Here is a 26,836-nt window from a genome sequence, read left to right as displayed (position 1 = left end):
GCCGTCATTACTACCAGGTCAGGCTGCCTGCAGCCCCTCTGCCCGGGCCAGCTCGCGGAGCCGGCCGAGGGCCTGGATCTCCAGCTGCCGGATCCGCTCGCGGGACAGCGAGAAGCGGGACGCGACCTCGGTCAGCGAGTGCTCGCGGCCGTCCTCCAGCCCGTAGCGGGCCCGCATGATGCCCGCGGACCGGTCGTCGAGGTGGTTGAGCAACCCCTCGATGCGCTGCCGCTCCAGCCCGCTGAGGACGATGTCCTCCGGCGACGGCGCGTCGCTGTCGGCGACCAGGTCGCCGAGGTTCGTGTCGCCGTCGTCGCCCACCGGGGTGTCCAGCGAGACGGTGTCCTGCGACCAGCGGCGCAACTCGTTGACCCGCTCGACGGTGACGCCGAGCGACGCCGCGATCTGCTCCGGCTCCGGGTCGCTGCCCAGCTCACGGGTGAGCTGCCGGGTCACGTTGCGCATCCGGTTGACGTCCTCCACCAGGTGCACCGGCAGACGGACGGTGCGCTCCTGCTGGGCGATCGCCCGGCTGATGGCCTGGCGGATCCACCAGGTGGCGTAGGTGGAGAACTTGTAGCCACGCTCGTAGTCGAACTTCTCGACCGCCCGGACGAGGCCGGTGTTGCCCTCCTGGATCAGGTCCAGCATGGGCATGCCCGAGCGCACGTAACGACGCGCGATCGACACGACCAGCCGCAGGTTGGCGCGGATGAAGAGGTCCTTCGCGCGCTCACCCTCGACGACCAGCCGCTCCAGGTCGGCCCGGTCGACACCGTCGGGGACGGCGTCCTCGCCGAGCAGGTGCTCCGCGTAGAGGCCGGCCTCGATCGCCTTGGAGAGATCGACCTCCTTGGCGGCGTCCAGCAGTGGCGTCCGGGAGATCTCGTGCAGGTAGACGCCGACCAGGTCGCGCTCCTCGGCAACCTCGTCGGTGCGCATGCCGATGTTCTTGTCCACGTTGCCCACGGTCCCCTCGCTCGCGCCGGTTGCCCGGTTCCTTGCCATTCCCCACGTCCGGTCAGCCCCTGGTAACTTCTGCTGTGCCCACCGTCGCTGACACCTACACAACAGATGAGACGTGTCGGGGATTCCATGTCGTGAGTCGAAAGTGTCACGAATGCCTGAGTAGTTGCTGAGAGCACGGTCCATGTTTGCTGTCAGCACCCGTCGGGTGGCTCGCCGCTGGGCACCTCGAACGGGTTGGTGGGTCGACGAATCGCCGATCGCCCGCACCATGGCAACACCGCCCGCTGTGCCCGCACAGCGACCCGGGTCACCTCCGTGCTGCGATCCTGGTCACTGCCAGATACGCAGCGATGGAGCCGTCGGTTCATCCACGGGGGTGTTATTACCCCCCGCCCCGATGAACAATCCGGAGCCCCGTTCGCTTCCCGGGCGGTACGGGCTAGGAGGCGAGCAGGGCGAGAGCCCCGCGAACCTGGTCGGCGGAGCGCGCCAGGGCGGCTCGGGCGGCCGCCACCTCGGCTCCGGAGACCAGTGAGACCAGCGCCGTCTTCAGGTCGCCGTCGGCCTCGTTGAGGGCCCGCCGGGAGACCTCTTCCGAGCAGCCGGTCGCCTCGACCAGGATCGAGATCATTCGTCCCCGGAGCTTCGCGTTGGTGGCCACCATATCGATCATGAGGTTCGAGTAGACCCGACCCAGGCGCACCATGACGGCGGTCGAGAACGTGTTCAGCACCAGTTTCTGCGCGGTGCCCGCCTTCATCCGGGTCGACCCGGTGACCACCTCGGGTCCGGTGTCCACCCCGATGAACACGTCGACCGACCGGGCGGCCTCCGCCTCCGGATTGGCGCAGAGCAGCACCGTCGAGGCGCCCGCGGCGCGGGACGCGGCGAGCGCCCCGAGGACGTACGGGGTGCGTCCGCTGGCCGCCAGACCGACCACCAGGTCACCGGCGCGCACACAACCGGCAGCCTCGTCCGCCCCGTTCCGGTCGTCGTCCTCGGCGTCCTCCACGGCCCGCCACATGGCGTCCGGGCCGCCGGCCAGATGGGCACAGAACCAGTGCCGGGGCGAGTTGAAGGTGGGAGCCAGCTCGGCCGCGTCGAGCACGCCCAGCCGGCCGGAGGTGCCGGCCCCGAAGTAGTGCACCCGGTGCCCGCCACGCAACGCCGCCACCGCCAGGTCGACTGTGGTGGCGATCTCGTCGAGCACCGCGGCGACAGCCGCTGGCACCCGCCGGTCGGCCTCGTTGATCACGGTGAGCACGTCCCGGGTCGACATCAGGTCGAGGTCCGCGCTGAGGGGATTGCGCCGTTCGGTGGGTGCGCCCACCCGGACCGTCGGGCGGGCTGGCGGTGCTGACATGTCTTCGTCCGGCTCCACCGAACCGGGCGTCATGCCCGCCTCCGACTGGCACCCACCCGGTGCGACTGAACCGCCTCGGCGGTCGCCTCCAGGGCCTTGCGGGCCCGGGACCGGTTGCGGGCGGCCACCCCGACGAAGAGGCAGTCGACGACGGTGAGCTGGGCGAGCCGGCTGGCCGTCGCTCCGGAGCGGTAGGTGGTCTCGCGGGCCGCGGTGGTCAGCACGAAGTCCGCGACCTCGGTGATCGGCGAGCGCGGGAAGTTGGTGAGCGCCACGGTGACCGCGCCCCGCGTCCGGGCCTGCTCCAGCACCTCGATGACGTCGGAGGTGCTGCCGGTGTGCGAGATGCCGACCGCGACGTCACCGCGGCCGAGCAGGGCGGCCGATGTCAACGCGGTGTGCACGTCCGGGAAGTAGAAGGCGATCCGACCGATGCGGTGCAGCTTCTGCTGGAAGTCGGAGGCGACGAAGCCGCTGGCGCCGGCGCCGTAGATGTCGATCCGGCCCGCGCCCGCGATCGCCTCGACCACCTGCTCGCAGACGGCCGGGTCGAGCTGCTCGGCGGTCTCCTCGACGGCTCGGGCGTCATTGAACGCGATGGTGGCGATGATCTGGGCGAGGTCCGCGCCGGGCGGGATGTCACCGCCGACGACCCGGGCGTCCGGCGGCTCGATGCGGCGGGCGGCCTCGGCTGCCAGCCGGATCCGCAGCTGTGGATAGCCGTCCATGCCCACCGACCGGCAGAACCGGATGACTGTCGCCTCCGACGTCTCCGCTGCGGTGGCGAGGTCGGTGATGGTCCGCCGGGCGGCAGCGGCCGGATCGGACACGACCAACCGGGCGACCCGCTGCTCGGCGGGCGACAGCGACGGCAACAGCCCGCTGATGTGGACGATCAGTCCACCGGGCTCGTGACTCGCAGAAATCTTCGGACTCTTCGCCACGGGTGAAACTTACTTTCACAGGGCGTGAGCGTCAACCATGGCCACATGTGGTGGGAAAAGTGTCGACGAGCCGGATCACGCGTTTCGTACAGCCTGCCACTCCTTCAGGAGCGCCGCCTCATCCGCCGGGTCCAGTCCACCCTGCCGTACGTCGTCGGGTCGCGCTGTCATCCAGGACGCGGTCGCCCGAACGGTGTCGGACAACTGACGGACCGTCAGACCCGCGTCCAGCGCCGGGCGGGCGTCCCGGTCCATCAGACCGGCCCACTCCGGCAGTCGCACCCAGAGCGGCAACGCCCGCTCCCCCGACCACTCGCGTACGTCGTGGGCCGACAGGAAGTCCTGATCGATCCAGGTGAGGCGCGCGTCGGTGGCACCGAGACCGGCCGCCACACCGGTCAGCAGATCGGCGCGGGACATCGCCGGGCCGATGCCGTCGTACGTGCCGGCGAGGCGGGAGTCGGCGGCGTGCAGCAGCCAGTCGGCCAGGTCGGCGACGTCCACGAACTGCACCCGGTCGGTCGGCCGTCCGGGCGCGAGAACCTCCCCGCCGCGCGCCAACCGGCGCACCCAGTACGGGAAGCGGTCGCTCGGGTCCTCCGCGCCGACGATCAGCCCCGCTCGGCAGATGAACGACGGCCGCGCGCCCCTCAGTTCGCGGACCAGCCGCTCGATGCTGACCTTGCACTCGCCGTACCAGCGGTGGTCCGGGCCGACCGGAGCGTCCACGTCCGGCGGGGCGGGCGACAGCAGCGGCGCGTCAGCAGCGGTCTGACCCGGGGTGGTGTTGTCCGCGTACACCGAGATCGTGGACACGAACGACCAGTGGCCGACGTGGTCGGCAAGCGCGGCGAGCGCGTGCCGGGCATGGCTGACCTGGCGGGTCACGTCCACCACCGCGTCGAACCCGGCGCTGGCGAACGGCACCAGCGCCTCGGGGTCGTCGCGGTCGACCGGCACGAACCGGGCACCGGTCGGCACGACACCTGACACGCCCCGAGCCGCGCAGGTCACGTCGTGGCCCTGCGCCACGGCGAGCCGGGCCACCGCCCGGCCGAGAAACCGGGTGCCACCGAGAATCAGGATCCGCATCCGCCGATCCTGCGCCGAGGCCGACCAGAAAGACCAACCCCTCTGCTCTCGGCAGACAGCACCCCGCTCGGTGGACGCGTTAGCGTGTGGCGCATGGCGGAGCGCAGCGTGGTGGTGACCGGAGGCACGGGTGGGCTCGGCGGGGCGGTCGTCGCCTCGTTCGTCGAGGCGGGCTGGCGGGTGGTCGTACCGCGGCGGGCCGCTCGGCCCGGGTCGGAGCCGGCGGCGGACGGGGTGGTCCCGCTCGTCGCGGACCTGACCGATCCGGCCGGCGCGGCCCGCGTCGTCGAGGCCGCCGTCGGCGACCCCGCGGCGCCGCTGCGGGCGGTGGTCAACCTCGTCGGCGGGTACGCGAGCGGTGGCCTGGTGCACGAGACACCTGTCGAGGAGTTCGAGCGGATGCTCACCGTCAACCTGCGACCCACCTACCTGGTCACCCAGGCCGCGCTGCCGCACCTGGTCGCGGCCGGCGGCGGCGCGGTGGTGTGCGTCTCGGCCCGTGCGGCCCTCACCCCGTTCGCCGGAGCGGCCGGCTACGTCACGGCCAAGGCGGCGGTGCTGGCGTTCGCCAACGCGGTGGCGGTCGAGTACCGCTCCCGCAACGTGCGCTGCAACACCGTGCTGCCCAGCGTCATCGACACCCCGGCGAACCGGGCCGCGCAGCCCGACGCCGACCACTCCCGCTGGGTCACGCCCGCCGAGATCGCGCCGGTGATCCGCTTCCTCGCCTCGACGGACTCCGCGCCGACCACCGGGGCCAGCGTTCCGGTCTACGGACGCGCCTGAACGAGCAGGGACGCGACCTCGCCGCGCCCGGTGCGCTCCTGCGGCGGCGCGGCCGGCGGGGGTGCCGGCTGCGCCGACGCGGGCGGGGGCGCCGGGTGCGGCTCGTCGGGGGGCCGCGGTCCCTCCGCCGCTGCACCTGTGGGATCCGGGCGGACGTCCGAGCGCAGCCAGGTCGCCAGGTGCGCCTGGATCTGCTCGGTCACCTCCTCGGTCGAACGGCCGGCGTCGACGAGGACGAAGCTCGGGTACTCGGGCAGGGTCCGATAGGCGGTGTCCGCCGCCGTGAGCCAACCCATCGACTCGTGGTCGGTGCCGCGCTCCTCGATGCGTTGGTACGCCACGGCCGGGTCGACGGCGAGCAGGAAGGTCACCTGGGGCGTCGGAAACAGCCGGTAGCCGGCCCGGGCCAGACGCTCCCAGCGGTGCCCGCCGTGCGCGCGGATGCTGGCGTACTGGCAGGCCGAGTAGCGGTCCATCACCGCCGTGCGGCCGGTGAGCAGGCAACTGAGCAGGGCCACGGCGATGGCGAGCCAGCGCAGCACGGACTCCACCGCGAGCACGCCGTCGCGCCCGACGAGCCGCTGGGCGTCCGGGAGGCCGAGCCGGTGCGCGACGCGGCCGAGCCAGCGACGCCCGCTGGCGTTGCGGCGGTACGTCGCGGGGCGGCCGGCGGCGGTCAGCGCGTCGGCCAGCCGGTGTGCCTGCGTGGTCTTGCCCGAACCGTCGATGCCGATCAGGGCGACGGTGCGCAATCGGGCTCGGCCGTGTCGCTTCCCCGATGATCTGGCCACCCTCGACAGAATATCCGACCGATGCTTGCGCGCCGCGCTGTTTGTAGCCATTTGTCCCCGTTGGCACCCGAGCGCGACGACAGCAGGTGTGGGCGACCGGAATGCCGGGTACGGGAGTTCGAATCCAACCGCCTGTCCACCAACACGACCGACGGGAGATCCAGATGGCTGAGCGCGGGGACGAGAGTCTGGTGCACACCCTCAAGAAGGTCGCCGCCGTGCTCAAGCAGTCCGAGATCCCGTTCGCCCTGGGCGGCAGCTTCGCCGTCTACGCCCACGGTGGCCACTCGAGCGACCACGACGTCGACTTCCTGATCCGCGAGGCCGACGTCGAGCGGTCCCTGGAGGCGCTCGTGGCAGCGGGCTTCCGCGCCGAGCGGCCGCCGGAGGACTGGCTGGTCAAGGTCTTCGACGACGGGCGGATGGTGGATCTGATCCACCGGCCGATCGAGACGCCGGTGACCGAGGAGACGTTCGCCGACACCGTCGTGCGGCCGGTGGACGCCATCCACATGCCGGTCCTCTCCGCCACCCAGCTCATGGTGCACAAGCTGCTGAGCTTCTCCCAGCACTACTGCGACTTCGCCCGCGGCCTGCCACTGGCCCGATCGCTGCGGGAGCAGATCGACTGGGAACGGGTACGCAAGGAGACGCAGCACTCGCCGTACGCCGAGGCGTTCCTGGTGCTGCTGGACCGGCTGGAGGTGGTGCCGGAGCCCGGCACCACGGCAGGAGAGGAGACACCGTGACGAGCGATCAGGCCGGTGGCGCGGCGCCACCCGACGAGTACGTCGAAGCGGAGATCCAACGGCTGCTCACCGAGGATCCGGCTGTCGCCGAACAGGGGATCACCGTCATCCGCCGGGAGGACACCCTCGTGCTGTACGGCGAGGTGGAGAGTGCGCACCGGCGGGAGGAGATCCTGCGCCGGGTGGCGGAGCGCTTCCCGGACGTGCCGATCTCCAGCGACATCGGTGTGATCCGCGCCCAGGCGCCCACGGAGATCGAGCAACTGCCCTGAGGGAGGTTTCATGGTGATCCGGATCGCCGCCGTGGGCGACGTGCATCTGGACGAGGACGTGGTCGGCCGGTTCCGCCCGGCACTGGAGGAGCTGCCGGAGTGCGCCGACGTGCTGCTGCTGGCCGGCGACCTGACCCGGCACGGCACCGAGGCCGAGGCGCGCTGCGTGGCGCAGGAGTTCGGCGGGTTGGCCGTGCCGGTGGTGACCGTGCTGGGCAACCACGACCACCAGTGTGACCAGGTGCCGCAGGTAGTGAAGGTGCTCGAGGACGCGGGCATCACAGTGCTGGAGGGCGACGGCGTGGTGCTGGACTGCGCGGGCGGCCGGCTCGGCATCGCCGGCGTGAAGGGCTTCGGCGGAGGGTTCGCCGGCCGGTGCGCGAGCGACTTCGGCGAGCCGGAGATGAAGTCGTTCGTCCGGACCACCAACGAGAGCGCGGAGCGCCTCGGTGCGGCCCTGCGCTCGCTGGACTGCGACATGCTCGTCGCGCTGACCCACTATTCGCCAGTCCCGGACACGTTGGTCGGCGAGCCGCTGGAGATCTACCCGTTCCTGGGGTCGTACCAGCTCGGGCAGGCGATCGACTCGGCGCCCACGGCGCTGGCCGTGCACGGGCACGCCCACGCCGGCACCGAGCGCGGCACCACCCCCGGAGGCGTACGCGTCCGCAATGTGGCGCACCCGGTGATCAAGCAGGCGTACAGCGTCTTTCATGTCGGGGATCAACTCGACACCGACCAGGTTTCCCCGATCGGAGGGTCGGGTAGTCAGAGGTCATGGAGCTGATTCTCTGGATTCTCGCAGTCGTACTCGTGGTCGCCGGCATCCTCGCGCTGTTCCGCCGGCAGATCCTGTGGGGCATCGTCCTCATCGTCGTCGGGCTGTTGGTCGGCCCGGGTGGTGTCAGCATCTTCAATTGACGTTCGCACCCTCTGACAACTCATCGGAACACCGGGACCCGTCGGGGTCGCCGCGACCGGAGCTTCGTCCTCCCGACAGAAGCACCGGCCGCGGCGGCCCCGGCGCTGCTTTGTGGGTTTGACCCGACGGCCGAGCGGCAATATCTCGACCATGGAGACATCTCGCGAGGCACGGCCCACGTCCGGCCGACGGTCGCGCTGGGCGCTCGCCGGCTTCGCGACGGCGGTCTTCGTCGCGGCCGCGATCGGCGGACTGGGTGTGCAGGGCACCACCGACGAGTACGCGAGCCTGCGACAGCCGGGCTGGGCACCGCCGTCCTGGCTCTTCGGCCCGGTCTGGACGGTGCTCTACGCGCTGATCGCCCTGGCCGGCTGGCTGGTGTGGCGTCGGGTCGGCTTCTCCCCCGCGCTCTGGGCGTGGACCGCGCAACTCGTCCTGAACGCCATCTGGACGCCGCTGTTCTTCGGCGCGGGGCGGTACGGGCTGGCGTTCGCCGAGATCGTGGTGATGTGGCTGGCGATCGGCCTCACCGTGGCGCTCTTCGCCCGGGTGTCCCGGGTCGCGACCGCGCTGCTGCTGCCGTACTGGGCGTGGGTCACGTTCGCCGCCGCGCTCAACCTGGCGATCTGGCGGCTGAACACCTGACCGGCGAGGCCCCCGGCAGGCGCGTGCCTACCGGGGACCACCGTGCGCCTCCGCTCAGCAGCGGGGGATGCCCGGGATGTAGCCGTCGTAACCGGTGTAGACGTACGCGTCGGCGATGAAGCGCCCGCTGCCGATGCGGTCCCAGATCGAGCTGGTGCCGTACGTGCCGGTGACCGTGGTGCCGCTGGTCTGGCAGGCGATGGTCACCCGGGTGCCGTCGGCGACGGTGCCGACCGAGGCGTAGCCCGTGCCCGGGCCGGAGCGGACGGTCAGCGGCGTGCCACTGGTGTCGACCGTGGCGTTGCCGGTGCCCGACGAGCAGCCGTTGTTGCTGGTGTAGGTCTTGGTGCCCCAGTACAGGGCCAGGGTGCCGTTGAACCTGACCTTGATGTCGCTGCCGTTGAGGCGCTGCTCGTAGTGCAGGTGCGGGCCGGTGGACCCGCCGGTGCTGCCCACCCAGCCGATCACCTTGCCGTAGCCGACGGTCTGCCCCACCGAGACGTTGAAGCCCTGGAGGTGGGCGTAGTAGGTCGTGTAGCCGCCACCGTGGTCGATCCGGACGTACTTGCCGTAACTGGTGCCACCGAGGTCGGTCACCCGATCGACCGTGCCGGGGGCGCTGGCCACCACCGGGTCGCCGACATCGTCGGTGCGGTTGAAGTCGACCGCGTTCGCCGGGCTGTGATCCGACCGGGTCTGCCCCGACCAGGACTGGCCGCACGGGAACGGCACCTTGAAGGTCGGCGCGGCCAGCGCCGGGCTCGCCGGCGCGAGGACTCCCCCGACGAGCAGGCCCGTCACCAGCAGGCTGATCCACCGCTTACGCATCCAGCTCCTCCTATGTTCAAAACCTTCGATGAGGTGGCCTCAGCCTGACAGATATCGCCAATCTTCGAAAGAGGCGGGATTCCCGACTGGGAGCGCGCCCAACCAGCGGCCACGAGGTTTCGGGATTGTTACTCGCTCGTGTCTGACAGGGGGTGGACCAGACCGGATGCAAGCGCTTACATGTGTGCACGCCCAATCGGACCGGCGAGGGTCACCAGCGGAGACCACGCCGGCTAGGAAGGAGGACGGCATGGCGGTCTTTACCAGACCACGCCAGGCCTTCGTGATCGCCGGTGTGCTCGGGCTGGCGCTCAGCGCCACCGCTTGCGGTACCGGTGACGACAAGAAGAGCGACAAGGCGGGCTCCGCGGAGTGCGCCCCATACGAGAAGTACCAGGGCAACGACGGCAAGAAGGTCTCCATCTACGCGTCCATCCGTGACGCCGAGGCCGACCTGCTCGAGCGCTCGTGGTCGCAGTTCACCGACTGCACCGGCATCGAGATCGCGTACGAGGGCAGCGGCGAGTTCGAGGCCCAGCTCCCCGTGCGGGTCGACGGCGGCAACGCGCCCGACATCGCCTTCGTGCCCCAGCCGGGCCTCGTGAAGCGGTTCGCGGACGCCGGCAAGCTGAAGTCCCTCGGCGCCGACACCAAGGCCCTGGCCGAGCAGAACATGCCGGCCGACTGGCTGAAGTACGGCACCGTGAACGGGACGCTCTACGGCGTGCCGCTCGGCGCCAACGTCAAGTCCTTCGTCTGGTACTCGCCCAAGACGTTCAAGGAGAAGGGCTGGGAGGTTCCGACCACCTGGGACCAGCTCATCGCCCTGAGCGACAAGATCGCCGCAAGTGGCATGAAGCCGTGGTGCGCGGGCGTCGAGTCCGGCGACGCCACCGGCTGGCCGGCCACCGACTGGATCGAGGACGTCCTCCTGCGTACGGCGGGCGCCGAGGTCTACGACCAGTGGACCACCCACCAGATCCCGTTCAACGACCCGAAGATCGTCGACGCGGTCGACCGCGCCGGCAGCATCCTCAAGAACGAGAAGTACGTCAACGGCGGCTTCGGCGGCGTCAAGAGCATCACCACCACCGCCTTCCAGGAGGCGGGCCTGCCGGTGACCACCGGCAAGTGCGCGATGCACCGACAGGCGTCGTTCTACGCCAACCAGTTCCCTGAGGGCACCAAGGTGGCCGAGGACGGCGACGCGTTCGCCTTCTACTTCCCGGCCATCGACGCGGCCAAGGGCAAGCCGGTGCTGGGCGCGGGCGAGTTCGTCGTCGCCTACGCCGACCGTCCCGAGGTGCAGGCGGTGCAGACCTACCTGGCCTCCGCCGAGTACGTGAACAGCCGCGCGAAGCTCGGCAACTGGGTCACGGCGAACAACAAGCTGGACATCGCCAACGTCGCCAGCCCGATCGACAAGCTCTCCGTCCAGCTCCTGCAGGACAAGACCGGCGTCTTCCGCTTCGACGGATCCGACCTGATGCCGGCCGCCGTCGGCGCGGGAACGTTCTGGAAGGGCATGGTCGACTGGCTGAACGGCAAGGCGACCGCCCCGGTGCTCCAGGGCATCGAGAGCAGCTGGCCTAAGTGATCCCGGCGGTGGCCCGGTCCGCGAGCGCGGGCCGGGCCACCGGCCGAGGTGGACCCGGAAGGGAGGGTTGATGGAGTTCGACTTCGCCGACGAGCAGCCGAAGCTCCTCATGCTGATGTACGGGCTGGTCGCCTTCGTGCTGGTGGTGGGTGGTCTACTCCTGCTGCTCGACGCGGTGCCGGCCTGGTTCGCCCGGCGACGGGAGGCGCAGCTCGTCGCCGCCTCGGCGAGTGGAGCTCCCCTCCCCCGCCGAACGCGGCCACGGGAAGGAATCTTCGCGTTCTTCTTCCTGCTGCCCACGCTGTTGCTGCTCACCATCGGCCTGGTCGTGCCGGCCATCCGCACTCTGCTGCTCTCCCTGATGAACAGGACCAGCACGGAGTGGGTGGGGCTGGACAACTTCGGCTGGATGTTCTCCGACGACTCGATCGTCCGAGTCCTGATCAACACCCTGGTCTGGGTGCTCCTGGTCCCCCTGGTGGCGACCGGGTTCGGCCTGATCTACGCCGTGCTGGTGGACAAGGCCCGGTTCGAGGCCGTGGCCAAGTCGCTGATCTTCCTGCCGATGGCCATCTCCTTCGTCGGCGCGAGCATCATCTGGAAGTTCATCTACGCGTACCGCGGCGACGGCGACCAGATCGGCCTGCTCAACCAGATCGTCGTCAGCCTCGGTGGTGAGCCCAAGCAGTGGCTGCTCGAATCACCCCTGAACACGCTGCTGCTGATCGTCATCATGATCTGGATCCAGGCCGGCTTCGCCATGGTGGTGCTCTCCGCCGCGATCAAGGCCATCCCCGGCGACATCGTCGAAGCCGCCCGGCTGGACGGGGTCAGCCCGTGGCAGATGTTCTGGCAGATCACCCTGCCGAGCATCCGGCCGGCGCTGATCGTCGTGGTGGTGACCCTCACGATCGCCACGCTCAAGGTCTTCGACATCGTCCGGACCTCGACGAACGGCAACTACGACACGAGTGTGATCGCCAACGAGATGTACAACCAGGCGTTCCGGTACGGCGAGAACGGGCGAGGTTCCGCGCTCGCGGTCTTCCTCTTCATCCTGGTCATCCCGGTCGTGATCTACCAGATCCGTAACCTCCGTCAACAGCGGGAGGGCAGATGACCACCGCAACGCCCACCGTCGCCGTCGGCACACAGCAGACCGAGGGCACTCCGACCACCACTGCCGGCCGGGTCCGCAAGCGCCTGAACAGCCGCACCGCGACGCTCGTCTCGATCGTCATCGCGTTGGTCTGGACCATCCCGACCTTCGGTCTGTTCGTCTCCTCCCTCCGCCCGGAGGACGAGATCAAGACGACCGGCTGGTGGACGGCGTTCACCAACCCGCAGTTCACCTTCGAGAACTACCAGCAGGTCCTGTTCGGGCGGTCCTCGTCGTCGGGGCAGCTCGCCAGCTACTTCATCAACTCGCTGGCGATCACCATCCCGTCGGTGCTGTTCCCCCTGGCCTTCGCATCCCTGGCCGCGTACGCGCTGGCGTGGATCAACTTCCGCGGACGGGACTGGCTCTACATCGGGATCTTCGCGTTGCAGATCGTCCCGCTGCAGATGGCCCTGGTGCCGTTGCTGAAGTTCTTCTCCACAGGCGTCACCCTCGGCGGCGTCACCCTGATGCCGGCCTGGGACCTGGTCGACGAACAGAAGTTCGCCCAGGTGTGGTTCGCGCACACCTGCTTCGCGCTTCCGTTCGCGGTCTTCCTGCTGCACAACTTCATCTCGCAACTCCCCGGAGACCTGATGGAGGCGGCCCGGGTCGACGGGGCCACCCACCCGAAGATCTTCCGGACCATCGTGCTGCCGCTGATCACCCCGGCCCTGGCCGCGTTCGGCATCTTCCAGTTCCTCTGGGTCTGGAACGACCTGCTGGTCGCGCTGATCTTCGCCGGTGGCGGCAATGAGACCGCCCCGCTCACGGTCCGGCTGGCCGAGATGGCCGGTACGCGGGGCAACGAGTGGCAGCGACTGACCGCCGGAGCGTTCGTCTCGATCGTTGTTCCGCTCGTCGTATTCCTGTCCCTGCAGCGCTTCTTCGTGCGAGGTCTGCTCGCCGGCAGCGTCAAGGGCTGACCCGTCTGCCCGCCGCCGCCCGGCCCCTGAAGGCGGCGGCGGGCGAGGGGTATCGAGCGGGGGAACCGTGACGAAGATTGATGATGTGGCTCGGTTGGCCGGGGTCTCCACGGCCACCGTCTCGCGGGCCCTACGCGGGCTGCCGACGGTCTCGGCCGCCACCCGGCGCAGAGTCCTCGCCGCCGCCGAGCAGCTCGACTACGCGGTGTCGCCGAGCGCGTCCCGGCTCGCCGGTGGCCGCACCGGCACGGTCGCGGTGGTCGTACCCCGGATCACCCGCTGGTTCTTCAGCACGGTCGTCGAGGCCGTCGAGGAGTATCTGCACCACTCCGGCTACGACCTGCTGCTCTACAACCTGGGCGGTCGGGAGCAGATCCGCCAGCGGGTGCTGCGCACCGCCAACCTGCACAAGCGGGTCGACGCCATGATGCTTGTCGCCACACCGCTGCGCCCGGCGGACCTGACCGCGCTGGCCACCCTGGACCTGCCCGGCGTGACCATCAGCTCGGGTAGCCGGGTGCCCAACTGGCCGTGCGTACGGATCGACGACGTGGCCGCCGCGCGGATGGCCACCCGCCACCTGCTCGACCTCGGCCACCGGCGGATCGCGCACATCTCCGGGGATCCCGACGACGAGCTGGCCTTCACCACCCACCTCGACCGGCGCCGGGGCTACCAGGCGGAGCTGCGGGCCGCCGGCCTGCGACCCGATCCGAGCCTGGACGTCGAGTCGTCGTTCACCATCGACGGCGGCAACCGGGCCGCCGCCGAACTGCTGGCCCGTGGTGTTCCGCCGACCGCGATCGTCGCCGCCTGCGACGAGATGGCGATGGGCGCGATGACCGCCCTGCGCGACGCCGGGCTGCGCGTACCGCAGGACGTCAGCGTGGTCGGCATCGACGACCACGACCTCGCCGGCGTGCTCGGGCTCAGCACCGTCGCCCAGCCCGCCGCCGAACAGGGCCGGCTGGCCGCCCGGATGCTGCTCGACCCGCTCGGCGCCCGCAACCTGAGCCCGATCATCGGTCAACGGACCGCCGACGGCGACACGCCGGTGATCCTGCCCACTCGGCTGGTGGTCCGCGAGTCCACCGCGCCGCCGCGGGCACACTGACACATCAACCACAGCACGACACAGGAGACGACCCTGAACACCGACCCGACTCAGCAGACCACCACCGGCTGGTGGACCGAGGCCGCCATCTACCAGATCTACCCGCGCTCGTTCGCCGACTCCGACGGCGACGGCATCGGTGACCTGCCGGGCATCACCGCCCGCCTCGACCACCTCGTCGAGCTGGGCGTGGACGCGGTGTGGCTCTCCCCGTTCTATCCGTCGCCGCAGGCCGACGCCGGCTACGACGTGGCCGACTACCGGGACGTCGACCCGCTGTTCGGCACGCTCGCCGACGCGGACAAGCTGATCACCGAGGCCCGCTCCCGCGGCCTGCGGGTGATCGTCGACCTGGTGCCGAACCACACCTCGTCGGCGCACCGCTGGTTCCAGGCCGCGCTGACCGCCGCGCCGGGCAGCCCGGAACGGTCCCGGTACATCTTCCGCGACGGCCTCGGCCCGGCCGGCGACCAGCCGCCGAACGACTGGCAGAGCGTCTTCGGCGGGCCGGCCTGGACCCGGACGGTCGACCCGGACGGCCGACCCGGCCAGTGGTACCTGCACCTGTTCGACACCGGCCAGCCGGACCTCAACTGGGACAACCCGGAGGTGCACCAGGAGTTCCTGGACGTGCTGCGGTTCTGGCTGGACCGCGGGGTGGACGGCTTCCGCGTTGACGTGGCCCACGGCCTCGTCAAGCAGGCCGACCTGGCCGACTGGCAGGAGCCCCAGGAGATCCTCTCCGGCAACGAGGTGGACAAGCCGCGCCCGCCGATGTGGGACCAGGAGGGCGTCCACGAGATCTACCGGCAGTGGCGGCGGGTCCTGGACAGCTACCCCGGCGAGCGGGTGCTGGTCGCGGAGGCGTGGGTGGAGCCGGCCGAGCGGCTGGCCCGCTACGTCCGCCCGGACGAGATGCACCAGGCGTTCAACTTCGAGTACCTGCTCGCCTCCTGGACCGCGCCGGCCCAGTACGCGGTGATCACCCGCTCCCTGGAGGCGACCGACTCGGTGGGGGCGCCGACGACCTGGGTGCTGTCCAACCACGACGTGGTACGCCACGCCTCCCGACTCGGCCTGGCCATCGGCGCCGGACGGCCCAACGGCATCGGCATCGGCGACCCGCAGCCGGACGCCGCGCTCGGCCTGCGCCGGGCCCGGGCGGCCACCCTGCTGATGCTCGCCCTGCCCGGCTCGGCGTACCTCTACCAGGGCGAGGAGCTGGGCCTGCCCGAGCACACCACGATGCCCGACGAGGCCCGGCAGGACCCGACCTGGGCGCGCAGCGGGCACACCCAGCGGGGTCGCGACGGCTGCCGGGTGCCGATCCCGTGGGAGGCCGACGCCCCGTCGTACGGCTTCGGGCCCACCGACGCCAGCTGGCTGCCGCAACCGCCGTCCTGGGCGGAGTACGCGCTGGACCGGCAGCGCGACGTGCCCGGCTCGACGTACGAGCTGTACCGCTCGGCCCTGCGGCTGCGCCGCGCGCACGGCCTGGGCCGGGGCACGTTGGAGTGGCTGTCCTCCAACGACGAGGTGCTGACCTTCCGCAACGGCGAGCTGACGGTCCTGACCAACTTCGGCGACACGCCGGTGCCGGTTCCGGCCGGCGCCGAGGTGCTCGCCTCCAGCGCACCCCTGGACGAACAGTCCGCGATCCCGACCGACGTGACGGTCTGGCTGCGCGACTGACCTTCCCGATCGGCCGCTGCACCGCGGCACCGCCCCGCCGCTCCGACCCCCCCGGCGACCGCCCCGACCCCCCACCGCTTTCAGCGCCGGGTCGGTGGGGCGGTCGCCGGGGGCGCGCGTGTGTGCATCACGCCCTTTGCTCTGCTTCAACCCAGGCAACACGTAAGGCCGCCGACTGTCGCCTGGGTTGAAGCAGAGCAAAGGTGGCGCTGGCACTACGCGGACCTGGAGGGTGCCCGATGGTCGGGTGACGAGGAGGAGGTCCAAGCCCTCCGGACAACCGGCCAGCGAGCCGGCGCGGGCACGCGGCGGCGGCTTCAGAGGCGGTTGGCGCGGGTGTGGAGCAGGTTGTGGACGTTGTCGATGTCCCGTGGTGAGGTTCGCGAGGCGAGCCAGTACATGACGCCGGTGGGAATGAAGAAGAGCTGGAACGCGGCCAGCCCGACGGCGAAGTTCAGCGGTGGCGGGAAGGCCGCGCGCAGTCCCTGGAACGCCACGCCGACCAGCCCGTTGCCGGCCGCCCGGCCGACCCCGTTGACCAGGTTGCCGAGGCTGTAGACGGTCCCCCGGTGCTCGGGTGGGTTCACGTCGGCGATCAGCGCGAACCAGTTCGGCGAGTTGGCCGAGGTCAACGCGAGCGCCACCACGGCGGTGAGCAGGCTGAGGCCGACCGACGGCTCGGTGGCCACGCTGGACAGCACCGCGCCGATCACCGCGCCGGCGCTGCCACCGTCGGGCACGTCGATGGTCACCGGCACGAAGAACAACACCAGGTAGAACGGCAGTGCCGCGAGGATGCCGACCGCCGCGACCAGGGCCCGCCCCCGGGGGGTACGCCGCTGCACCGCGTCACCGACCAGCCCACCCACGATGGAGAGCACACCACCGAGCTGGAACAGCGTGGCGAAGACGCTGCCCACCACCACTGCTGTCGACTCCGAGTAGCCCTGGGCCTCGGCCCGTTCGGCGAACAGCACCGGCAGCCAGACCAGCGAGCCGAACGCCGCCTGCGCGGTCAGGCCCTGCAGGATCAGCCACCGGTTCGTCCGCCGGGCCAGGATTCTCGGCACGTCGGCCCGGCTGATCCGGTAGTCGTAGTCCGCGCCGGCGTCCAGCGCGTCGGCCAACTCCGGTTCGCTCTGGCCGCGCCGGACGTCGTAGGTGAACAGGTACGCCACGGTGGCGGCCAGGCCCACCCCGGTCAGCAGCAGGAACGGCCGCCGCCAGTCCGCCGCGCCGAGCAGGCCGCCGACCAGCGTGCCGGCGAGCGTGCCGACGCCCTGGGAGAGCCCCCAGAAGCTCATCACCAGCCCGCGCCGGGCCGGCGAGATCAGGTCGGTGACCACCGAGAAGCCCACCGAGCCGACCGCGCCGAGACCTACCGCCGCGACGAGTTGGGCGGCCAGGAACGTGAGGTACCCGCCGGCGAACGCGCTGCCGCCGGTGCCCGCCGCCCAGAGCAGTGTGCCCACCATGAGCAGCGGTTTGCGGTTGCTCCGGTCCCCGACGTACGCCCAGCCGACCGCGGCCACCGCGCTGACCAGGAAGCTGACGGCGGTGACCAGCCCGAGCAGCCGCCCCGACACGTCGAACGCGCCGGCGATCGGCTTGTAGAGCGGTGGGACGAGCCCGATCGCCACATTGTCGAGCGAGGCGAGCAGCACGAACACCGCGACGCTGTACAGCCGGTGCGCCCGGCCGCCGCCCCGGCCCGGCCGGCGCTGGCCGGGCCCGCCACTGGTCACGCTCATGACGGGCAGCCAACCAGACTCCGGTACGCACGTCGCGACGCGGGTGGGTGCCGGTCGGCTCCCACCCGCGTCGACTCCGACGGATCAGCGGCGGTCGAGGACCAGTCCGCGGGCCGCGGCGTACTGGTCGCGGACGGCGGGGACGGGCTCCGCCGCGTACTCCTCGGTGCCCTTGATCTCCCACTGCGGCGGCGTCGGACCGCCGAGGGCCACCCAGGCGGCCTGGCGGGCGGCACCGTCGGCCACGTACTCCCCCGCGGGCGGGACGACCACCGGGCAGCCGAAGACCTGCGGTGCGATCCGGCGGACCGCGGCCGAGCGTGCCCCGCCGCCGACGAGGATGACCCGGCGGACGGTGGCGCCCTGCGCGGTCAGCGCGTCCAGGCCGTCGGCGAGCGCGCAGAGCATGCCCTCCACCGCGGCCCGGGCCAGGTGCGCGGGGGTCGACGTGCGCAGGGTCAGCCCGTGCACCGCGCCGGTGGCGAGCGGTCGGTTGGGCGTCCGCTCACCCTCCAGGTAGGGCACCATGACCAGCCCGTCCGCGCCGGCCGGCGCGGAGAGCGCCAGCTCGGCCAGCTCGTCCAGACCGACGCCCAGCATCGTGGCGGCGGCGTCCAGCACCCGGGCGGCGTTGAGCGTGCAGACCAGCGGCAGGAAGCGGCCCGACGCGTCGGCGAAGCCGGCCACCGCGCCGCTCTCGTCGGCGGCCGGCACGTCGGCCACGCTGAACACCGTGCCGGAGGTGCCGATCGAGACGACCACGTCACCGGGGCCCGCGCCGACGCCGAACGCGGCGGCGGCGTTGTCGCCGGTGCCCGCGCCGAGCAGCGCGCCACCCCCACCCAGCTCGTCGGCCAGCGTGCCGGCCGACTCCGCCGGGCCCAGCACCTCGGGCACCACGAGCTGCCGGCCGAAGGCCCGTTCCAGCAGGTCCAGACGATAGGAACCGGTGGACGGGGACCAGTAGCCGGTGCCGCTGGCGTCCCCCCGGTCGGTCCGCAGCCCCGCCAGCCCCGGCGCACCCGCGAGCCGCCAGGTCAACCAGTCGTGCGGCAGGCAGACGGCCGCCACCCGGGCAGCCAGATCCGGCTCGTGCCGGGCCAGCCAGCGCAGCTTGGTGATGGTGAAGCTCGCCACCGGCACGCTGCCGGTGGCCTCGGCCCAGAACCGCCGCCCGGCCGAGCCGCCGCCGGCCTCCTCGATGAGGTCGGCGGCGGCGTCGGCGGAGCGGGTGTCGTTCCACAGCAGGGCCGGGCGGACCACCCGGCCCGCCTCGTCGAGGCAGACCATGCCGTGCTGCTGGCCGCCGACGGAGACCGCCGCGACGTCGGTCAGCCCACCGGCCTCGTCGGCGGCGCTGCGCAGCGCCTGCCACCAGGCTTCCGGGTCGACCTCGGTGCCGTCCGGGTGCGGTGCCCGGCCCTGCCGGAGCAGAGCGCCGGTCTCCGCATCCCGGATGACCACCTTGCAGGACTGGGTGGACGAGTCAACGCCTGCGACCAACGGCATGGCGGGGCCTCAGCGAGCGCCGAGCAGGTGCTCGACGGCGAGCTGGTTGAGCCGGACGAAGGCGAAGCCCCGCGCGGCCACCGCGTCCACGTCGACGTCCTCGAACGCGGACCGGTCGGCCAGGAACTCCTCGTAGCCCTCGCCGTCGCCAAGCGTCGGCGTGCTCAGCTCGCCGACCTTGCTGGCGGCGAGCGCCTCGATGACCTCGGGGTCGGCACGGAACGCCGCGGCGCGCTCCTTGAGCAGCAGGTAGGTGCTCATGTTGGCCGCGGCCGACGCCCACACCCCGTCCATGTCCTCGGTGCGCGACGGCTTGTAGTCGAAGTGCCGGGGCCCGTCGTAGGCCGGCCCGCCGTTCGGACCGCCGTTCTCTAGGAGGTCCACCAGGGCGAACGCGTTCATCAGGTCACCGTGGCCGAAGACCAGGTCCTGGTCGTACTTGATGCCCCGCTGGCCGTTGAGGTCCAGGTGGAACAGCTTGCCCTGCCAGAGCGCCTGGGCGATGCCGTGCGCGTAGTTGAGCCCGGCCATCTGCTCGTGCCCGACCTCCGGGTTGAGGCCGACCAGCTCCGGGTGCTCCAACTGGGAGATGAAGCCGAGCGCGTGCCCGATGGTGGGCAGCAGGATGTCGCCGCGCGGCTCGTTGGGCTTGGGCTCCAGGGCGAACCGCAGGTTGTAGCCCTTGTCGATCGAGTACTGGGTGAGCAGGTTGACGGCCTCGCGGTAGCGGTCCAGGGCGGCCTGGACGTCCTTGGCGAGGTCGTACTCGGAGCCCTCCCGGCCACCCCACATGACGAAGGTGCTCGCGCCCAGCTCGGCGGCCAGGTCGAGCTGGCGCAGCACCTTGCGCAGCGCGTAGCGGCGAACGTCGCGGTCGTTGCTGGTGAAGCCGCCGTCCTTGAAGATCGGGTGGGTGAAGAGGTTGGTGGTCACCATCGGCACCACGAGGCCGGTCTCGTCGAGCGCCTTGCGGAACCGCGCGATGTGCTGATCGCGGGTCGCGGCGTCGGCCCCGAACGGGATCAGGTCGTCGTCGTGGAAGGTGATGCCGTACGCGCCCAGCTCGGCGAGCCGGTGCACTGCCTCGACCGCGTCGAGCTCGGGACGGGTCGCGTCGCCGAACGGGTCGCGGGCCTGCCAGCCCACGGTCCAGAGCCCGAAGGAGAACTTGTCGGCGGGGGTGGGACGGGGTGCCATGAGGGACCTCCGGGGTGGTGATGTCAGGTATTTGTTCAGCGATTGAATTATTTGCCCGCCCTATGGCACTGTCAAGGGGTGAGCCCCACCCACGCCCCGGCCGGCGCAGCCCGTCAGGGCAGCCTCCGCGAGCTCAACCTCGCCCTGGTTCTCGGCCGGATCGCCGCCGCCGACCGTCCCCCGTCCCGGGCCGACCTGGCCACCGCCACCGGCCTGACCCGAGCCACCGTCTCGGCGGTGGTCGAGGACCTGCTCGCGGGCCAACTGGTCAGCGAGGCCGACCCGGCGCCCCGGGCGGGTGCCGGACGGCCGGCCCGGGGGCTGGTCCTGGCCGACCAGGGCCCGGCCGGGCTCGGCCTGGAGGTCAACGTCGACTACCTGACGGTATGCGTCGTCGACCTCGCCGGCCAGGTCCGGCACCGCACCGTGCACCGGGCCGACCTGCGCCCGGTCGCCCCCGCCGACGCGCTGGCCCGCCTCGTCCACCTGGCCGGGGAGGCTCGCGCCGACGCGGCCCGCCAGGGCCTCACCCTGGCCGGAGCCGCGCTCGCCGTACCCGGCCTGGTGGACGACGCCGGCCTGGTCCGGCTCGCGCCGAACCTCGGTTGGCGCGACGTCGCGGTTCCCGAACTGCTCAGCGGGCACCCGCCCCTGACCGATCAGGTGCCCGGCGTACCGGCCCTGGTGGTGGACAACGAGGCCAACCTCGCGGCGCTCGGCGAGCTGCACTCCCGACCGCCCGGCCCGGCGAGCTTCCTGCACATCTCCGGCGAGGTCGGCATCGGCGCGGGGATCGTCCTGGACGGCGCGCTGTTCCGCGGCGTACGCGGCTGGAGCGGCGAGATCGGCCACCTCCCGGTCCACCCCGAGGGCCGTCCGTGCCGCTGCGGAGGGCAGGGTTGCCTGGAGCAGTACGCCGGCCAGGAGGCGATCGTGGCCGGCGCCGGGCTGGTACGCGCGGAGCTTCCCGCGGACACCGCGACGGCGCGGCTGGCCGAGTTGGCCGAGGCCGGTGACCCGGCCGCGCTGCGGGCGCTGCACGACGCCGGTACGGCACTCGGGGTGGCGGTGGCCGGCGTGGTCAACCTGCTGGACCTGGACACCGTGGTGCTCGGCGGTGGGTACGCCCCGTTGGCGCCCTGGCTGTGCCCGCCGGTGCTCGCCGAGATCGCGGCCCGGGTGCTCACCGCCGCTTGGTCACCCGTCACGGTCCGGCCCTCGACCCTCGGTCCGGAGGCCGCAGCCGTGGGCGCGGCCGGCTCGGTGGTACGGCGGATCGTCGCCCGCCCCGCAGGCTGGCTGAACCGCTCCGCCTGACGCGCTCTGGGCGTGCGCCGGTACGGCTCGGTACGCTTGCCGTCGAGCAACGATCGGCAGGCGAGGAGCCGGGAGCAGCATGCGTACAGGTCGTCGGACACCCGGCGGCGTCGGGCCGTGACCACGACCCGACGGGGCGGCATCGCCGGTCCGGTCGACGGCGACGGGCAGGCGTCGCACCGACCGACCCGCCAATCCGGCGGCGGTACGCTGCCGGCCGACTCGCCGCTGGCCCGCGAACTGCTCGACGGGCTCGCCGAGGCCGTGCTGACGACCGACGAGACCGGCCGGGTCACCCTCGTCAACGCCCGGGCCGCCCACCTGCTCCCGGAGATCGTCGCGGGTGTCGAGCTGTCCGAGTGTCAGGTGGCGGCACTGGCCCGGGCCGTCCGGGACGGCGCCGAGAGCTTTGACGCCGAGCACCACGGCCGGCACCTGCGGGGTGGTCGACGGCAGCTCGCCGGCAGCCGGTACGCCTGGTACGTCCGGGACGTCACCGAGGAACACGCCCGCACCGACGCCCTGCTGGCCGAACGCTCCCGTACGGCGTTCCTCGCCCAGGCCGGCAGCCGGCTCGGGCTGTCCCTGCACCGGGACCAGACGCTCCGCACCACCGCCGCCCTCGCCGTGCCGTACCTGGCCGACGCGGCGGTGGCGGTGCTCCGGCCGCCCGCGCCGGCCGAGCCGCACCCGCGCTGGACGCGGTACGCCGACGGTGACCCCGCGCCGGTCACCGGGGTCGCCGGCCCGGAGCTGGCCGACGCCGTCCCCGGCCTCAGCGAGGCGCTCGACGGCGTACCCACCGAGCCGAGCCCTCGGCGGGACGCCGAGGACGCGGACCTGAGCGCCGTGCTTCCACAGGGGTTCGGCCGGCCGGGCGCGGTGCTGGTCAGCCCGATGCCCGGTTCCGGGGGGTCGGCCGGCGCGCTGGTGCTGGTCCGCCGTGCCGGGCGGGCCGGCTTCGACCCACGCGACGTCGAGCTGGCCCGCGAGTTCGCCGCACGGGCCGGCGCGGCGCTGGCCGCCGCCGAGCTGTACGGCGAGCAGGCCCACCTGGCCCGGGTGTTGCAGACCAGCCTGCTCCCGCCGGAGCTGCCGGCGGTGCCCGGGGTGCGCATGGCCGGCGGCTACCGGGCCGCCGGGGACACGCTGCGCATCGGCGGCGACTTCTACGAGGTCTTCCCGCACGCGCGGGGCGCGCTGTTCGCGTTGGGCGACGTGTCCGGCAAGGGCGTCGGTGCGGCAGTGCTCACCGGCCGGGTCCGCCAGTCGCTGCAGACCCTGCGACTGGTCGAGCAGCGACCGCTGGAGCTGATCCACCTGCTCAACCGCACCCTGTTCGACGCGCCCGACGCCGCACGGCGCAGCCAGCTCACCACCCTGCTGCTCGGGTCACTGGAGCGCGGGCCGGCGGGGGTGGACATCCGGATCGCCGGCGGCGGCCACCCCGCGCCGCTGCTGGTCACCGCCGCCGGTTCGGTGGTCCCGGTTCCGGTGGGTGGAATGCCGGTCGGCGCGCTGGCCGACGCCCGGTTCGCCGAGGCCCGGGTGCACCTCGACCCGGGCGACCTGCTCCTCGCGTACACCGACGGGGTGACCGAGGCGAACGGCGGACCGATCCACGCCGAGAAGTTCGGTGCGCAGCGGCTGCGCGCCGCGCTCGCCGCCGCGGCCGGGCTGCCTCCGGCCGCGCTTGTCGACAGGCTGCTCCAGGTGGTGGACGAATGGCTGGACGGGCAGGCGCACGACGACATCGCCATGCTGGCGGTGTGCGCGTCGACGCCGGCCTGAGTCAGGCGGTCCGGGCCACCGGCGGCTCACCGGTGGGCCATTCGCGGGCCGGGCCCACCGCCCGCTCGGGGCCGCTCTGCCACACCGCTCGGGTCGACGGCTCCGGGTGCTCCGACGAGTCCCTCGCCGGCCTGGTGGGCCGGTCCGGGTCCCGCGGGTCCGCGTCGTCCGGCCAGTCGTCCCGCCCCGGCGGCCGGTCCCCGTCATCCGGCGCCGAGCCGCTGCGCGCCTGCTGCCGACGGGCCGCGTCGTCGAACTCCCGCATCCCGCTCACCAGGGCGGCCCGGCCTGCCGGCGTCATCGCCGCCAGCACGGCGGAAATCCGCTTCTGGCGGTCCGCGCGCAGCTCGGTGAGGAGTCGACGGGCCTCCGGGGTGAGATGCAGGGAGATCTCCCGCCGGTCGAAGCGGCCCGGCTCGCGCTCCAGCATGCCGGCCGCCACCAGGCGGTCGCAGAGCCGGCTGGCGGAACTGAGCAACATGTCCAGGCGGGTGGCGAGCCGGCGTAGGTTGATCCCGTCGTGTTGCTCGACCACCATCACAGCCCGTAGTTGGGCTCCGGAGACCCGGCTGGCGGTCGCCTCCCGGGCGGAGTCCCATACGCCCAGCAGGGCACCCGCCGCCGCGTCCAATGCGGCAGCCATACTCGTCGCAGGGTCCGGTGGACCGTGTTCTTCGGCCATGGTGGCCCGAGACTACTCCGAAGCCACTGGTCGTCGAGCTTTGATCAAGGAGGCCTGATGAGCGAACCGGTCAATCGGGCACGACGTACCCTGAACGAGACACCTGTCGACCGTCTGGTGGGCGGCATCGCGGGAATTCTCGACGAGGCGTACGGGATCACCGAAGCGGAGCTCTACCAGGTCGACTACCGCCTCTCGGAGCTGCTGCCACTCACCGAGGGTGACCCCCTCCGGGGCGCCGGGCACCCCGCCTGGCGGGCCTTCGACCACCAGGCGCCCCTGCTGGTCGAGGGCACCGCCTGGGTGCCGGTCAGCATGCGCGGCGAGCGGCGGGGCGTCCTGCGCCTGGCGCCGGTGGCCGACGACCCGGCCGTGCTCGGTGAGCTGGCCGACATCGCCACCGCGCTCGCGCACGAGCTGGCGGCGGTCTCCCCCGGCACCGACGTCTACAGCGTCGCGCGGCGCAGCCAGCGACTCACGCTGGCCGCCGAGATGCAGTGGGACCTGCTCCCCGGCCGCAGCCGGATCCGCCCCTCGTTCAGCCTGGCCGGGCAGCTGGAGCCGGCGTACGCCGTGCGGGGGGACAGCTTCGACTGGTCCGACGACGGGCAGAAGCTCTGGCTCTCCACGGTCAACGGAACGGGTGAGGGCGTCGCGGCGTCCCTGCTCACGTCGCTGGCCACCCACGCGCTGCGCAACGCCCGCCGGGCCGGCCTCGGTCTGGGTGATCAGGCCGCCCTCGCCGACCAGGCCATCTACGACGAGTACCGGGGCAAGCGGCACCTCTCCGTGCTGTTGATGGAGCTGGACCTGCGCTCCGGGACGATGACAGTGGTGGACGCCGGCTCGCCACGGCTCGTCCTGCTGCGGCACGGGGAGGTCACCGAGCAACCGCTGGAGGCGCAGTTCCCGCTCGGCATGTTCGAGGCGACCGACTACCACGAGCAGACGTTCACGCTGGAACGCGGCGACCGGCTCTTCGTGGTCAGCGACGGCGTGGTGGAGGCCACCGGGCAGAGCGTGCGCTACGGCGAGACGGCACTGGACCGGTTCCTGCGCCGGACGGGCCCGATGGAGCCGCTGGACGCCGTACGGTCGCTGATCGGTGACCTGCGCGCGTTCGTGGCCGGCGACCTCGTCGACGACGCCGTGGTGGTCTGCCTGGACTGGACCGGCCCGCAGGAGTGAACGGCGGCGGTCAGTACGCGCCGCGGCTGTTCAGCACCGCGCCGGCGGTCTTCCAGAGGATGGTGAGGTCGGCGGCGAGCGACCAGTTCTCCACGTAGTAGAGATCGAGTCGGATGCCGTCCTCCCAGCTCAGGTCGGACCGGCCGCTGACCTGCCACAGCCCGGTCATGCCGGGCTTGACCAGCAGCCGCCGGGCCACGTCACCGTCGTAGCGGGCGACCTCCGAGGGCAGCGGTGGACGCGGCCCGACCAGGCTCATCTGGCCCAGCAGCACGTTGACCAGCTGCGGCAGCTCGTCGAGCGACCACTTGCGCAGCAGCCGGCCGACCCGGGTCACCCGGGGGTCGTCGCGCATCTTGAACATCAGGCCGTCGGTCTCGTTGCGGGTCGCCAGCTCGGCGAGCAGCGCGTCGGCGTTGACCACCATCGTCCGGAACTTGAACACGCCGAACTCCTGCCCGCCCCGACCCACCCGGACCTGGCGGAAGAGCACCGGACCCCGGCTGTCCAGTTTGATGGCCACCGCGATGACCGCGATCAGCGGCAGCAGCAACGCCAACGCCAGCGACGACGCGGACCTGTCGACGAACCCCTTGACCAGCTTGCGGGCACCGCGGAACTCGGGCGCCTCGACGTGGATCAGCGGGAGCCCGGCGACCGGACGGGTGTGGATGCGCGGGCCGGCCACGTCGGTAAGCGCGGGTGCCACGACGAGGTCGACGCCGGTCCCCTCCAACTGCCAACCGAGCCGACGCAGTCGGGCCGCCGTCAGCTCACCGGAGGCGGTCACCGCGACCGTGTCCGCCCCGATCGCGGTGGCGGCCTCCGGGATGCCCCGGAACGAACCCACCACCGGCACGTCACCGAGCCGCTGGGCCACCGGAGCGAGCAGCGCGTCGGGGATGCACGCGCCGACCACCTGATAGCCGGCGTACGGCTCCCGGCGCAGGGTGTGCACCAACTCCAGGACGTGTGCGGTGTCGCCGACCACGAGCACCTTGCGCGACCAGCCGGCGCCCTTCGAGCGGGCCCGGTGCAGGCGTTTGCGCGCGACGAACCGGGTCACCTCCAGCCCGAGGGTGCCGACCGCGAACGAGATGCCGAGGAAACCCCGGGAGACGCCGACGTCGGCGATGTAGCCAGCGATGGCGATCGCGCCGGCCAGCCGCAGGCTCGCCGAGCTGACCCGCCGGTACTCGTCCGCCCCGTAGCCGACGACCCGGTCGTCGTAGCAGCCGAGCGCCTTGAGGGAGATCAGCCAGGCCAGGACCAACCCCGGCGCCACCAGCACGTACGGGATCTTGGAGCCGACCGGCTCCTCGTCCCCGAACCGGCCGACGTACCCGACGAGCAGCGCGATGATGAGGATGGTGGTGTCCAGCACGACCAGGACCCGGACGTAGGACCGTTCGTCGGAGCGGGCCACCAGCCCGTTCGGCGGGCCTTCCGGAGTCGCCGAGGTGCTGGCAGGGGTCAACAGGGTCGCCGCGGTCACCGGCCCTCCCACTCTGCTCAGGACGGCCCCGGCCGACGAGTCGGACCGGAGGCGGAC

General features: G+C 72.0%; 25 protein-coding genes. 14 read left to right on the top strand and 11 right to left on the bottom strand.

The features are described from left to right. Positions 1-18: 18 nt before the first annotated feature. From B0E54_RS05175 to B0E54_RS05160, 4 genes are all read right to left on the bottom strand, one after another. The gene (locus B0E54_RS05175; protein WP_083915936.1) at positions 19-1,008 is read right to left on the bottom strand and encodes an RNA polymerase sigma factor RpoD/SigA; all 990 of its coding nucleotides are present in this window, start codon (positions 1,006-1,008) and stop codon (positions 19-21) included. Between the two features lie 400 nt (positions 1,009-1,408). Then, a complete protein-coding gene (gene murQ, locus B0E54_RS05170; protein ID WP_374109243.1) occupies positions 1,409-2,365 on the bottom strand; it encodes an N-acetylmuramic acid 6-phosphate etherase in 957 nt (318 codons plus the stop codon). After that, on the bottom strand, positions 2,362-3,276 hold the full coding sequence (locus tag B0E54_RS05165; protein WP_234582093.1) for a MurR/RpiR family transcriptional regulator: 915 nt from the start codon (positions 3,274-3,276) through the stop codon (positions 2,362-2,364). The genes murQ and B0E54_RS05165 overlap by 4 nt, the downstream gene beginning before the upstream one ends. A gap of 75 nt (positions 3,277-3,351) precedes the next feature. Further along, positions 3,352-4,368 (bottom strand): NAD-dependent epimerase/dehydratase family protein, encoded by a 1,017-nt coding sequence (locus B0E54_RS05160; RefSeq protein ID WP_234582092.1) that lies wholly within the window; start codon positions 4,366-4,368, stop codon positions 3,352-3,354. Between the two features lie 93 nt (positions 4,369-4,461). On the opposite strand from B0E54_RS05160, the gene B0E54_RS05155 reads away from it, so the two are divergent. Next, positions 4,462-5,154, top strand: a complete 693-nt coding sequence (locus tag B0E54_RS05155) for an SDR family NAD(P)-dependent oxidoreductase (RefSeq protein WP_234582091.1) — start codon at positions 4,462-4,464, stop codon at positions 5,152-5,154. Here B0E54_RS05155 and B0E54_RS05150 read toward each other — a convergent pair. Next, complete coding sequence (locus B0E54_RS05150) at positions 5,139-5,945, bottom strand: dTMP kinase (RefSeq protein WP_374109242.1); 807 nt, start codon at positions 5,943-5,945, stop codon at positions 5,139-5,141. The two genes, B0E54_RS05155 and B0E54_RS05150, sit on opposite strands and share 16 nt — an antisense overlap. Before the next feature lie 101 nt (positions 5,946-6,046). Between B0E54_RS05150 and B0E54_RS05145 the strand changes: the two genes are divergently transcribed. From B0E54_RS05145 to B0E54_RS05125, 5 genes are all read left to right on the top strand, one after another. Beyond that, the gene (locus B0E54_RS05145; protein ID WP_255786510.1) at positions 6,047-6,694 is read left to right on the top strand and encodes a nucleotidyltransferase family protein; all 648 of its coding nucleotides are present in this window, start codon (positions 6,047-6,049) and stop codon (positions 6,692-6,694) included. Beyond that, positions 6,691-6,966: a hypothetical protein gene (locus B0E54_RS05140; protein WP_234582088.1), complete on the top strand. Its 276-nt coding sequence runs from the start codon at positions 6,691-6,693 to the stop codon at positions 6,964-6,966. The genes B0E54_RS05145 and B0E54_RS05140 overlap by 4 nt, the downstream gene beginning before the upstream one ends. 10 nt (positions 6,967-6,976) lie before the next feature. Beyond that, on the top strand, positions 6,977-7,753 hold the full coding sequence (locus B0E54_RS05135) for a metallophosphoesterase (RefSeq protein WP_234582087.1): 777 nt from the start codon (positions 6,977-6,979) through the stop codon (positions 7,751-7,753). Further along, positions 7,744-7,887 carry a GPGG-motif small membrane protein gene (locus tag B0E54_RS05130; protein ID WP_007464364.1) on the top strand — a complete coding sequence of 48 codons (144 nt, stop codon included), beginning with the start codon at positions 7,744-7,746 and terminating at the stop codon, positions 7,885-7,887. Before B0E54_RS05135 ends, B0E54_RS05130 begins: the two co-directional genes overlap by 10 nt. Before the next feature lie 151 nt (positions 7,888-8,038). Beyond that, entirely contained in the window at positions 8,039-8,533 is a 495-nt protein-coding gene (locus tag B0E54_RS05125) for a TspO/MBR family protein (RefSeq protein ID WP_234582086.1), read from the top strand. A gap of 54 nt (positions 8,534-8,587) precedes the next feature. Here B0E54_RS05125 and B0E54_RS05120 read toward each other — a convergent pair whose 3' ends face one another. Next, positions 8,588-9,361: a M23 family metallopeptidase gene (locus tag B0E54_RS05120; protein WP_234582085.1), complete on the bottom strand. Its 774-nt coding sequence runs from the start codon at positions 9,359-9,361 to the stop codon at positions 8,588-8,590. 250 nt (positions 9,362-9,611) lie between these two features. Here B0E54_RS05120 and B0E54_RS05115 point away from each other — a divergent pair, with 250 nt between their 5' ends. The 5 genes from B0E54_RS05115 (at position 9,612) to B0E54_RS05095 (ending at position 15,849) form a co-directional block, all read left to right on the top strand. Continuing rightward, the gene (locus tag B0E54_RS05115; protein WP_234582084.1) at positions 9,612-10,958 is read left to right on the top strand and encodes an ABC transporter substrate-binding protein; all 1,347 of its coding nucleotides are present in this window, start codon (positions 9,612-9,614) and stop codon (positions 10,956-10,958) included. 70 nt (positions 10,959-11,028) lie between these two features. Further along, positions 11,029-12,078 carry a carbohydrate ABC transporter permease gene (locus B0E54_RS05110; protein WP_234582083.1) on the top strand — a complete coding sequence of 350 codons (1,050 nt, stop codon included), beginning with the start codon at positions 11,029-11,031 and terminating at the stop codon, positions 12,076-12,078. Next, positions 12,075-13,043 (top strand): carbohydrate ABC transporter permease, encoded by a 969-nt coding sequence (locus tag B0E54_RS05105; RefSeq protein WP_234582082.1) that lies wholly within the window; start codon positions 12,075-12,077, stop codon positions 13,041-13,043. Before B0E54_RS05110 ends, B0E54_RS05105 begins: the two co-directional genes overlap by 4 nt. A gap of 67 nt (positions 13,044-13,110) precedes the next feature. After that, positions 13,111-14,157: a LacI family DNA-binding transcriptional regulator gene (locus B0E54_RS05100; protein ID WP_234582081.1), complete on the top strand. Its 1,047-nt coding sequence runs from the start codon at positions 13,111-13,113 to the stop codon at positions 14,155-14,157. A 33-nt stretch (positions 14,158-14,190) separates the two neighbouring features. Next, complete coding sequence (locus B0E54_RS05095; RefSeq protein ID WP_234582165.1) at positions 14,191-15,849, top strand: glycoside hydrolase family 13 protein; 1,659 nt, start codon at positions 14,191-14,193, stop codon at positions 15,847-15,849. 317 nt (positions 15,850-16,166) lie between these two features. Here the strand turns inward: B0E54_RS05095 and B0E54_RS05090 are convergent, their stop codons facing one another. From B0E54_RS05090 to xylA, 3 genes are all read right to left on the bottom strand, one after another. Next, a complete protein-coding gene (locus B0E54_RS05090; protein ID WP_234582080.1) occupies positions 16,167-17,600 on the bottom strand; it encodes an MFS transporter in 1,434 nt (477 codons plus the stop codon). Positions 17,601-17,684: 84 nt separating this feature from the next. Then, positions 17,685-19,109, bottom strand: a complete 1,425-nt coding sequence (gene xylB, locus B0E54_RS05085; RefSeq protein ID WP_234582079.1) for a xylulokinase — start codon at positions 19,107-19,109, stop codon at positions 17,685-17,687. A 9-nt stretch (positions 19,110-19,118) separates the two neighbouring features. Then, a complete protein-coding gene (gene xylA, locus B0E54_RS05080) occupies positions 19,119-20,306 on the bottom strand; it encodes a xylose isomerase (protein ID WP_234582078.1) in 1,188 nt (395 codons plus the stop codon). A 78-nt stretch (positions 20,307-20,384) separates the two neighbouring features. Here xylA and B0E54_RS05075 point away from each other — a divergent pair, with 78 nt between their 5' ends. Further along, positions 20,385-21,623 (top strand): ROK family transcriptional regulator, encoded by a 1,239-nt coding sequence (locus B0E54_RS05075; RefSeq protein ID WP_234582077.1) that lies wholly within the window; start codon positions 20,385-20,387, stop codon positions 21,621-21,623. A gap of 117 nt (positions 21,624-21,740) precedes the next feature. Continuing rightward, the gene (locus B0E54_RS05070) at positions 21,741-23,414 is read left to right on the top strand and encodes a SpoIIE family protein phosphatase (RefSeq protein WP_234582076.1); all 1,674 of its coding nucleotides are present in this window, start codon (positions 21,741-21,743) and stop codon (positions 23,412-23,414) included. A gap of 1 nt (position 23,415) precedes the next feature. Here the strand turns inward: B0E54_RS05070 and B0E54_RS05065 are convergent, their stop codons facing one another. Beyond that, a complete protein-coding gene (locus tag B0E54_RS05065; protein ID WP_234582075.1) occupies positions 23,416-24,057 on the bottom strand; it encodes a MarR family winged helix-turn-helix transcriptional regulator in 642 nt (213 codons plus the stop codon). Between the two features lie 96 nt (positions 24,058-24,153). Here B0E54_RS05065 and B0E54_RS05060 point away from each other — a divergent pair, with 96 nt between their 5' ends. Then, entirely contained in the window at positions 24,154-25,284 is a 1,131-nt protein-coding gene (locus B0E54_RS05060) for a PP2C family protein-serine/threonine phosphatase (protein WP_234582074.1), read from the top strand. 10 nt (positions 25,285-25,294) lie between these two features. Here the strand turns inward: B0E54_RS05060 and B0E54_RS05055 are convergent, their stop codons facing one another. After that, positions 25,295-26,779 carry a sugar transferase gene (locus B0E54_RS05055; RefSeq protein ID WP_234582073.1) on the bottom strand — a complete coding sequence of 495 codons (1,485 nt, stop codon included), beginning with the start codon at positions 26,777-26,779 and terminating at the stop codon, positions 25,295-25,297. Positions 26,780-26,836 lie beyond the last annotated feature (57 nt).

The organism is Micromonospora sp. MH99 (genome assembly GCF_021442385.1).
In the GTDB taxonomy this organism is placed as follows: domain Bacteria; phylum Actinomycetota; class Actinomycetes; order Mycobacteriales; family Micromonosporaceae; genus Micromonospora.
This window is presented reverse-complemented; position numbering and strand designations above follow the sequence as displayed.

What these genes read in the sequence shown, in the direction of transcription:
- B0E54_RS05110 (WP_234582083.1), top strand. Translation starts at nt 11,029, where the DNA reads ATGGAGTTCGACTTCGCCGACGAGCAGCCGAAGCTCCTCATGCTGATG.
- B0E54_RS05160 (WP_234582092.1), bottom strand. Translation starts at nt 4,368, where the DNA reads ATGCGGATCCTGATTCTCGGTGGCACCCGGTTTCTCGGCCGGGCGGTG.
- B0E54_RS05115 (WP_234582084.1), top strand. Translation starts at nt 9,612, where the DNA reads ATGGCGGTCTTTACCAGACCACGCCAGGCCTTCGTGATCGCCGGTGTG.
- B0E54_RS05125 (WP_234582086.1), top strand. Translation starts at nt 8,039, where the DNA reads ATGGAGACATCTCGCGAGGCACGGCCCACGTCCGGCCGACGGTCGCGC.
- B0E54_RS05120 (WP_234582085.1), bottom strand. Translation starts at nt 9,361, where the DNA reads ATGCGTAAGCGGTGGATCAGCCTGCTGGTGACGGGCCTGCTCGTCGGG.
- murQ (WP_374109243.1), bottom strand. Translation starts at nt 2,365, where the DNA reads ATGACGCCCGGTTCGGTGGAGCCGGACGAAGACATGTCAGCACCGCCA.
- B0E54_RS05130 (WP_007464364.1), top strand. Translation starts at nt 7,744, where the DNA reads ATGGAGCTGATTCTCTGGATTCTCGCAGTCGTACTCGTGGTCGCCGGC.
- xylB (WP_234582079.1), bottom strand. Translation starts at nt 19,109, where the DNA reads ATGCCGTTGGTCGCAGGCGTTGACTCGTCCACCCAGTCCTGCAAGGTG.
- B0E54_RS05145 (WP_255786510.1), top strand. Translation starts at nt 6,047, where the DNA reads ATGCCGGGTACGGGAGTTCGAATCCAACCGCCTGTCCACCAACACGAC.
- B0E54_RS05135 (WP_234582087.1), top strand. Translation starts at nt 6,977, where the DNA reads ATGGTGATCCGGATCGCCGCCGTGGGCGACGTGCATCTGGACGAGGAC.
- B0E54_RS05175 (WP_083915936.1), bottom strand. Translation starts at nt 1,008, where the DNA reads ATGGCAAGGAACCGGGCAACCGGCGCGAGCGAGGGGACCGTGGGCAAC.
- xylA (WP_234582078.1), bottom strand. Translation starts at nt 20,306, where the DNA reads ATGGCACCCCGTCCCACCCCCGCCGACAAGTTCTCCTTCGGGCTCTGG.
- B0E54_RS05155 (WP_234582091.1), top strand. Translation starts at nt 4,462, where the DNA reads ATGGCGGAGCGCAGCGTGGTGGTGACCGGAGGCACGGGTGGGCTCGGC.
- B0E54_RS05060 (WP_234582074.1), top strand. Translation starts at nt 24,154, where the DNA reads ATGAGCGAACCGGTCAATCGGGCACGACGTACCCTGAACGAGACACCT.
- B0E54_RS05065 (WP_234582075.1), bottom strand. Translation starts at nt 24,057, where the DNA reads ATGGCTGCCGCATTGGACGCGGCGGCGGGTGCCCTGCTGGGCGTATGG.
- B0E54_RS05105 (WP_234582082.1), top strand. Translation starts at nt 12,075, where the DNA reads ATGACCACCGCAACGCCCACCGTCGCCGTCGGCACACAGCAGACCGAG.
- B0E54_RS05090 (WP_234582080.1), bottom strand. Translation starts at nt 17,600, where the DNA reads ATGAGCGTGACCAGTGGCGGGCCCGGCCAGCGCCGGCCGGGCCGGGGC.